This window comes from Kitasatospora sp. NPDC056783, assembly GCF_042789895.1.
Taxonomy (GTDB): Bacteria; Actinomycetota; Actinomycetes; order Streptomycetales; family Streptomycetaceae; genus Kitasatospora.
In genome coordinates this window covers 1-5,013 of sequence record NZ_JBHUAF010000506.1, presented here as the reverse complement: position 1 = coordinate 5,013, position 5,013 = coordinate 1, and the positions used below count along the sequence as shown (strand labels likewise).

Genomic DNA, 5,013 nt, shown 5'->3' with positions numbered 1-5,013 from the left:
CGTCAGCCCTCCCGGCCCGCCCTGGCCCCCGGTGGCCACGTGGCGCGGCGCCTCGGGCGGCTCGCGGTCGCGGCCAGCAGCGCGACGGTGAGCAGGGCGCTGATGGCGACCAGCACGGCGGCGGGGGAGGAGCGGTCAAGCAGCAGGCCGGCGACGAAGCTTCCGGCGGGCATGCCGGCGGTGAGCAGCGTCATGGTCGCCGCGATCACCCGGCCGCGCAGCGCGTCCGCGACCTGGCGGAAGACCAGCAGGTCGAGCATCACCCGCAGGGTCGGCACGCCCGCGCCGAACACGAACAGGGCGGCGAAGACGGTGGCCGCCCCGCCGGGCAGCAGCGGCGCCAGCGGGACCGGTACGGCGCTCCAGGCGACCGCCAGCAACAGCACGCCGGGCCCGGCCAGCCGGTGCAGCCGGGCGACCAGGGCGGCGCCGGCCAGCGCCCCCACCGCCTCGCCGGCCAGCGCCAGGCCGATCCCGGCGCTGCTGGTGCCGTGCTCGCGCAGCAGCACCATGACGGGCAGCAGCAGTGCGGCCCCGGCCAGGTTGAGCACCAGCAGGACGGCCAGCGCGCTCCGCAGCAGCGGGGAGGCGGCGAGGACGCGGAAGCCGGCCAGGGCGCTGTCCCTGGTGGGTCCGCCGGGGGCCGCGGACTCGTGCGGGCTGGGGAAGCGCACCGCGACGGCGGCGGTCACCGCGAACAGCGAGGCGAGGGCGGCCCCGAGGAAGGGGACCGCGTGGCCGAGCCCGAACAGGAATCCGGCCAGCGGCGGTCCGGCCAGTGAGGCCCCGCTCATCCGGGCCTCGTCCTGGGCCAGTGCCTGGGACAGCTGCTCCGGCGGGACCACCGAGCGCAGCGCGAGCAGCCGGACCGGGCCGCTGTAGGCGACGGTCGCACCGATCACGGCGGCGACCAGCAGGACGTGGACCAGGTTCACCGGACCGAACGCCAGGGCCGCCGGGACGCTGGCGAGGGCGAGCAGCCGGGCGGCGTCGGAGGCGATCAGCACCCGGCGGCGGTCCACCCGGTCGGCCACCGCGCCGCCGTGGATGCCCAGCAGCAGGGTGGTGACCATCTGCACGGCACCGAAGGCCCCGGCGGAGGTGGAGGAGCCGGTGAGCGCGAGGACCAGCAGGGGGAAGGCGGTGTCGCCGATCACCATGCCGAGGGTCGCGGAGGCCTGGCCGGCCCAGAGGGCCTGGAACCGCAGGTTGCGCCGCAGCGGTACGAGTGGTGACGGCGCTTCGGGCCGCTCCGCCGCTTTCGGTTCCGCTCCCGTTGCCGCGTCCGTTCCCGGTTCCGCCGCTTCCGCCGCTTCCGTCATTGCCGTCGTCTGGTCCGCCATGTGTCCGCCCCCATCGTTGCGACCGCCGTCAACATTCACGTTTGAGTGAATGGTGACGCAAGCATGATTGATAGCGCAAGAGTGAGCGCTCACCGGAGCGTGATTGCGTCCGGCGCGGCCGATCTGGAAGGGTGGCCCCGTGGTCGAGCAAGCACCGGAACCCGCCGACAGCGGCGAGCAGCAGCCCGTCACCTGGGTCAAGGAGCGCCAGGTGGCCGACGTCGCGGCGCTGAAGGCCCTGGCCGACCCGCTGCGCCTGGCCATCCTCGGCGCACTGCAGTCCGCCGAGGACCGCCCGCTGACGGCCAAGGAGATCGCCGCCGCGCTCGACGAGCCGCAGACCAAGCTCTACCGGCACATCAAGCAGCTGGAGAAGGCCGGACTGGTCCTGGTGGCCGGCACCCGGCTGGTCTCCGGCATCGTGGAGAGCCGCTACCGGGCCGCCCAGGCTTCGATCCGGCTGGCCCCGGGGATGTTCACCGCCGACTCGCCGGGCCGCTCCGACGCGTACGAGGCCATCGTGGCCGCGATGGACCGGGTGCGGGCCGACTTCCGCGTCAGGATCGCCGAGGGCCGGCTGGACTTCGGCCGGCCGACGGACGGCTCGGGCCGCCCGCCGTACGGACTGTTCGCGGACTTCGCGATGCGGCTCAGCCCTGAGCGGCTCGAACGGCTGCGCTCCCAGCTGGCCGAAATCTTCGACGAACTGAACGAAGAAGGTCCGAGCGCGAGCGAGGATGCGCTGGACGTGACCGCCTTTACTCTGCTCTACGGTCTCCGACCGGGCACGGAATCATAAATTCCGGGTCGGCTGTCGGTGCGGTGGGACACCATGTCCGGCATGTCCTACGAACTCCAGGCGCTGATAGGAACACAGGAGCTGCTGACGGTGGCGGCGGCGGAGGTTCCGGCGGCCCGGGTGGTGCCGTTGGCGCAGGGCCTGGCGCTGATCCCGGTCACCCCCGCGGTCCTCGCCGGGCTCCAGAGTGACGGCAGCGTGCGCAAGCCCGGCGGCGGGGCCGGGTTCGGCTGGCACTCGGACGGCTTCGAACTCCGGCTGGCCGCCTGGTCGAAGGCCGGCCCGATCGCCTGCGTCGAGGCCGAGTACTTCGGCGGCAGCGGCACCCAGCGCGCCGCCGTCTGGGTGGACGGCGAGGTCGCCCTCGGCCCGCTCACCATCGGCGAGTTCGAGCCCTCCCCGGACGAGGGAACCCCGATCTCCCGCGTCCTGCGACGGATCGGCGCGCGCACCGGGGAAGACCGGGCCGACGAGTTCGAGACGGTCGGCCTGGGGCGGCACCGCACCACCGCCGGCTGGGCGGAGCCCACCGACTGAGCCACCGCCCATCCACCCGGCCCCGCCGCCGTGGACGGCCCGCCGACGCGAACGGCCCCGCCCCCCTGGCCGGGGAGCGGGGCCGCGCCGTCGTCCGTCGGACCGGCCGACCTGGGTCAGCGGTAGTTCACGTACTGGATCGCGAAGTCCAGGTCCTTGCCCTTGAGCAGGGCCTGCACGGCCTGGAGGTCGTCGCGGCTCTTCGAGCTGACGCGCAGCTCGTCGCCCTGGACCTGCGCCTTGACGCCCTTCGGGCCCTCGTCGCGGATGATCTTCGCGACCTTCTTCGCGTCCTCGGTGGTAATGCCCTCCTTGACGTTGGCGAAGATCTTGTACTCCTTGCCGGAGAGCTGGGGCTCGTCGGCGTCCAGCGCCTTCAGCGACAGGCCCCGCTTGACGAACTTCGTCTGGAGGATGTCGAGGACGGCGCGCACGCGCTCCTCGCCGTTCGCCTTCATCTCGATCTTCTCGCCGGAGCGGCTGATCTCGGCGCCCACGTTCTTGAAGTCGAAACGCGTCGCGATCTCGCGGGAGGTCTGGTTGATCGCGTTGTCGACCTCCTGCCACTCGACCTTCGAGACGATGTCGAAACTGGAGTCGGCCATGGGTGTTGGTCTCCTTGATGCTCTGGCTTCACTGGCACGGCCCGCCCCACCGGGCGATCCGCGGTCCCAGCCTATCCAGCGCCACACCGGCCCCGCCCGTAGCGGCCGCCCCAGACTCCTTGATCATCGCGTGATCTATCGAGTGGCGGAGCACCCCCCGGGATCGGGTATGGTTTACCAAGTCGAACGGGGCGAACACCCCGGGAAACGAAATCCTGGCTGGTTGCCCGAGCGGCCAAAGGGAGCAGACTGTAAATCTGTCGCGCAAGCTACGCAGGTTCGAACCCTGCACCAGCCACAGGATAGAAAACAGCCTCTGATCTGCGGAAACGCAGATCAGAGGCTGTTTTGTTGTGCTCGAACAGTGATACTGATGAGTGGTTGTTTTGGGTGGTTTGTCTCACCTGATTCCACCCGGATCCCGCTGCTGACCAGCGCGTACGGACCAGCTGCGGACCAGGATCCGGGGCGGGCGACATCGGACGGTTCCGGTTGAGCCGCTTCGAGATCAGCTCGTTCGCGTACTCGACGGTGCCGTGCAGGTACCTCGCGTAGACCGGCAGCGGGACGGCCGCGCTGTGCCCCGCTCGCCGGGCGAGCCCGAAGAAGGCCCCCGTGTCGCCCCTGTCTCACTCGGTGCGACACGCGGAACACGGACAACCTGCTTAGGCGAGTCAAGAGAGTCGGGTTTCTCGTGTCTGTTGGACACCCTCCCCTAGCGTTGGTCCATGGCCCTGGACCCGGATGACTCTCGCCCCCCGTATCAGCAGGTCGGCAGCTCTCTGCGGGCCTCGATCCTCACCAAGAAGCCGGGCTTCGAGACCGGCGACAAGCTCCCCTCCGGCCCCGAGCTGGCCAAGCACTTCGGCGTGGCGCGCGGCACCGTGGACAAGGCCCTCGACCTGCTTCGCACCGAGGGGCTGATCGTGACCCGGCAGGGCAGCGGCTCCTTCGTGCGGGAGCGCACCTCCCGGCCGGTCGGGCTGCGGCCTCACCTCGAAGCGGCCTTCGAGCAGCAGCAGGTGACCCTCGACTTCGCTGGCTTCTCCAGCGAGACGCTGCACAACGCGCTACAGGAGCCGCTCGACAAGGTCCGCTCTGGGCGGCTGGCACCGGAGTCCATCACGGTTCGCCTGCTGCTGCCGGACGCCACGGCGCCGATGGCGGTGCCGGTCCTGGTCGACGGGCTCCAGGACGAGGCCGCCCTCCGACAGCACGCCCGCAACATCGCCTTGACGAACGCCGGCGGGATCGCGCACTCGGTGGAGATGCTGGCCGAGCTGGGCCTGGTCCAGAAGGCGAGCGTCCAGGTCAAGGTGCACAGGGCATCCAGCCTGTTCAAGCTGTACATCCTGAACCGGTCGGAGGCGTTCTTCGGCTTCTACCCGCTCCGCGAGCGCACCGTGACGATCGACGACACCGACCACACCTTCTACGACGTGACCGGCAAGGACACCACCCTGTTCCACCACGCCGCCGGCCCGGACGACGCCTCGCTCGGGTCGCAGTACGTCCAGCAGGCCCAGATGTGGTTCGACAGCGTGTGGAGCACGATTGCGTACGAGCGGCAGCCATGATCGCCACCTCTCAGCAACTCGCCGACGTGCTGCGGCCGGTGAAGCACATTCTCCTCGATTTCGACGGCCCGGTGTGCGCGGTCTTCGCTGGCCTTCCCGCTCCGGAAGTCGCGCGCCGACTCCGTGAGGGCCTGCTCGCCGCAGGCGAGCAG

General features: G+C 70.9%; 5 protein-coding genes and 1 tRNA gene. 4 read left to right on the top strand and 2 right to left on the bottom strand.

What is annotated here, in order from left to right:
* Positions 1 to 2: 2 nt before the first annotated feature.
* The gene (locus ACFRMQ_RS38000) at positions 3 to 1,322 is read right to left on the bottom strand and encodes an MFS transporter (RefSeq protein ID WP_380735439.1); all 1,320 of its coding nucleotides are present in this window, start codon (positions 1,320 to 1,322) and stop codon (positions 3 to 5) included.
* A gap of 160 nt (positions 1,323 to 1,482) precedes the next feature.
* Between ACFRMQ_RS38000 and ACFRMQ_RS37995 the strand changes: the two genes are divergently transcribed.
* Entirely contained in the window at positions 1,483 to 2,142 is a 660-nt protein-coding gene (locus tag ACFRMQ_RS37995; protein ID WP_380735438.1) for an ArsR/SmtB family transcription factor, read from the top strand.
* Positions 2,143 to 2,184: 42 nt separating this feature from the next.
* The gene (locus ACFRMQ_RS37990; RefSeq protein WP_380735437.1) at positions 2,185 to 2,679 is read left to right on the top strand and encodes a hypothetical protein; all 495 of its coding nucleotides are present in this window, start codon (positions 2,185 to 2,187) and stop codon (positions 2,677 to 2,679) included.
* Between the two features lie 116 nt (positions 2,680 to 2,795).
* On the opposite strand, the gene ACFRMQ_RS37985 is transcribed toward ACFRMQ_RS37990, so the two are convergent.
* Entirely contained in the window at positions 2,796 to 3,284 is a 489-nt protein-coding gene (locus ACFRMQ_RS37985; protein ID WP_380700944.1) for a YajQ family cyclic di-GMP-binding protein, read from the bottom strand.
* Between the two features lie 217 nt (positions 3,285 to 3,501).
* Between ACFRMQ_RS37985 and ACFRMQ_RS37980 the strand changes: the two genes are divergently transcribed.
* Positions 3,502 to 3,582 (top strand) — tRNA-Tyr (locus tag ACFRMQ_RS37980).
* Between the two features lie 430 nt (positions 3,583 to 4,012).
* A complete protein-coding gene (locus ACFRMQ_RS37975; RefSeq protein ID WP_380735436.1) occupies positions 4,013 to 4,861 on the top strand; it encodes a GntR family transcriptional regulator in 849 nt (282 codons plus the stop codon).
* Positions 4,862 to 5,013: the final 152 nt, after the last annotated feature.

Coding starts and splice junctions, on each gene's coding strand:
- ACFRMQ_RS38000 (WP_380735439.1), bottom strand. CDS start 1,322: ATGACGGAAGCGGCGGAAGCGGCGGAACCGGGAACGGACGCGGCAACG.
- ACFRMQ_RS37990 (WP_380735437.1), top strand. CDS start 2,185: ATGTCCTACGAACTCCAGGCGCTGATAGGAACACAGGAGCTGCTGACG.
- ACFRMQ_RS37985 (WP_380700944.1), bottom strand. CDS start 3,284: ATGGCCGACTCCAGTTTCGACATCGTCTCGAAGGTCGAGTGGCAGGAG.
- ACFRMQ_RS37975 (WP_380735436.1), top strand. CDS start 4,013: ATGGCCCTGGACCCGGATGACTCTCGCCCCCCGTATCAGCAGGTCGGC.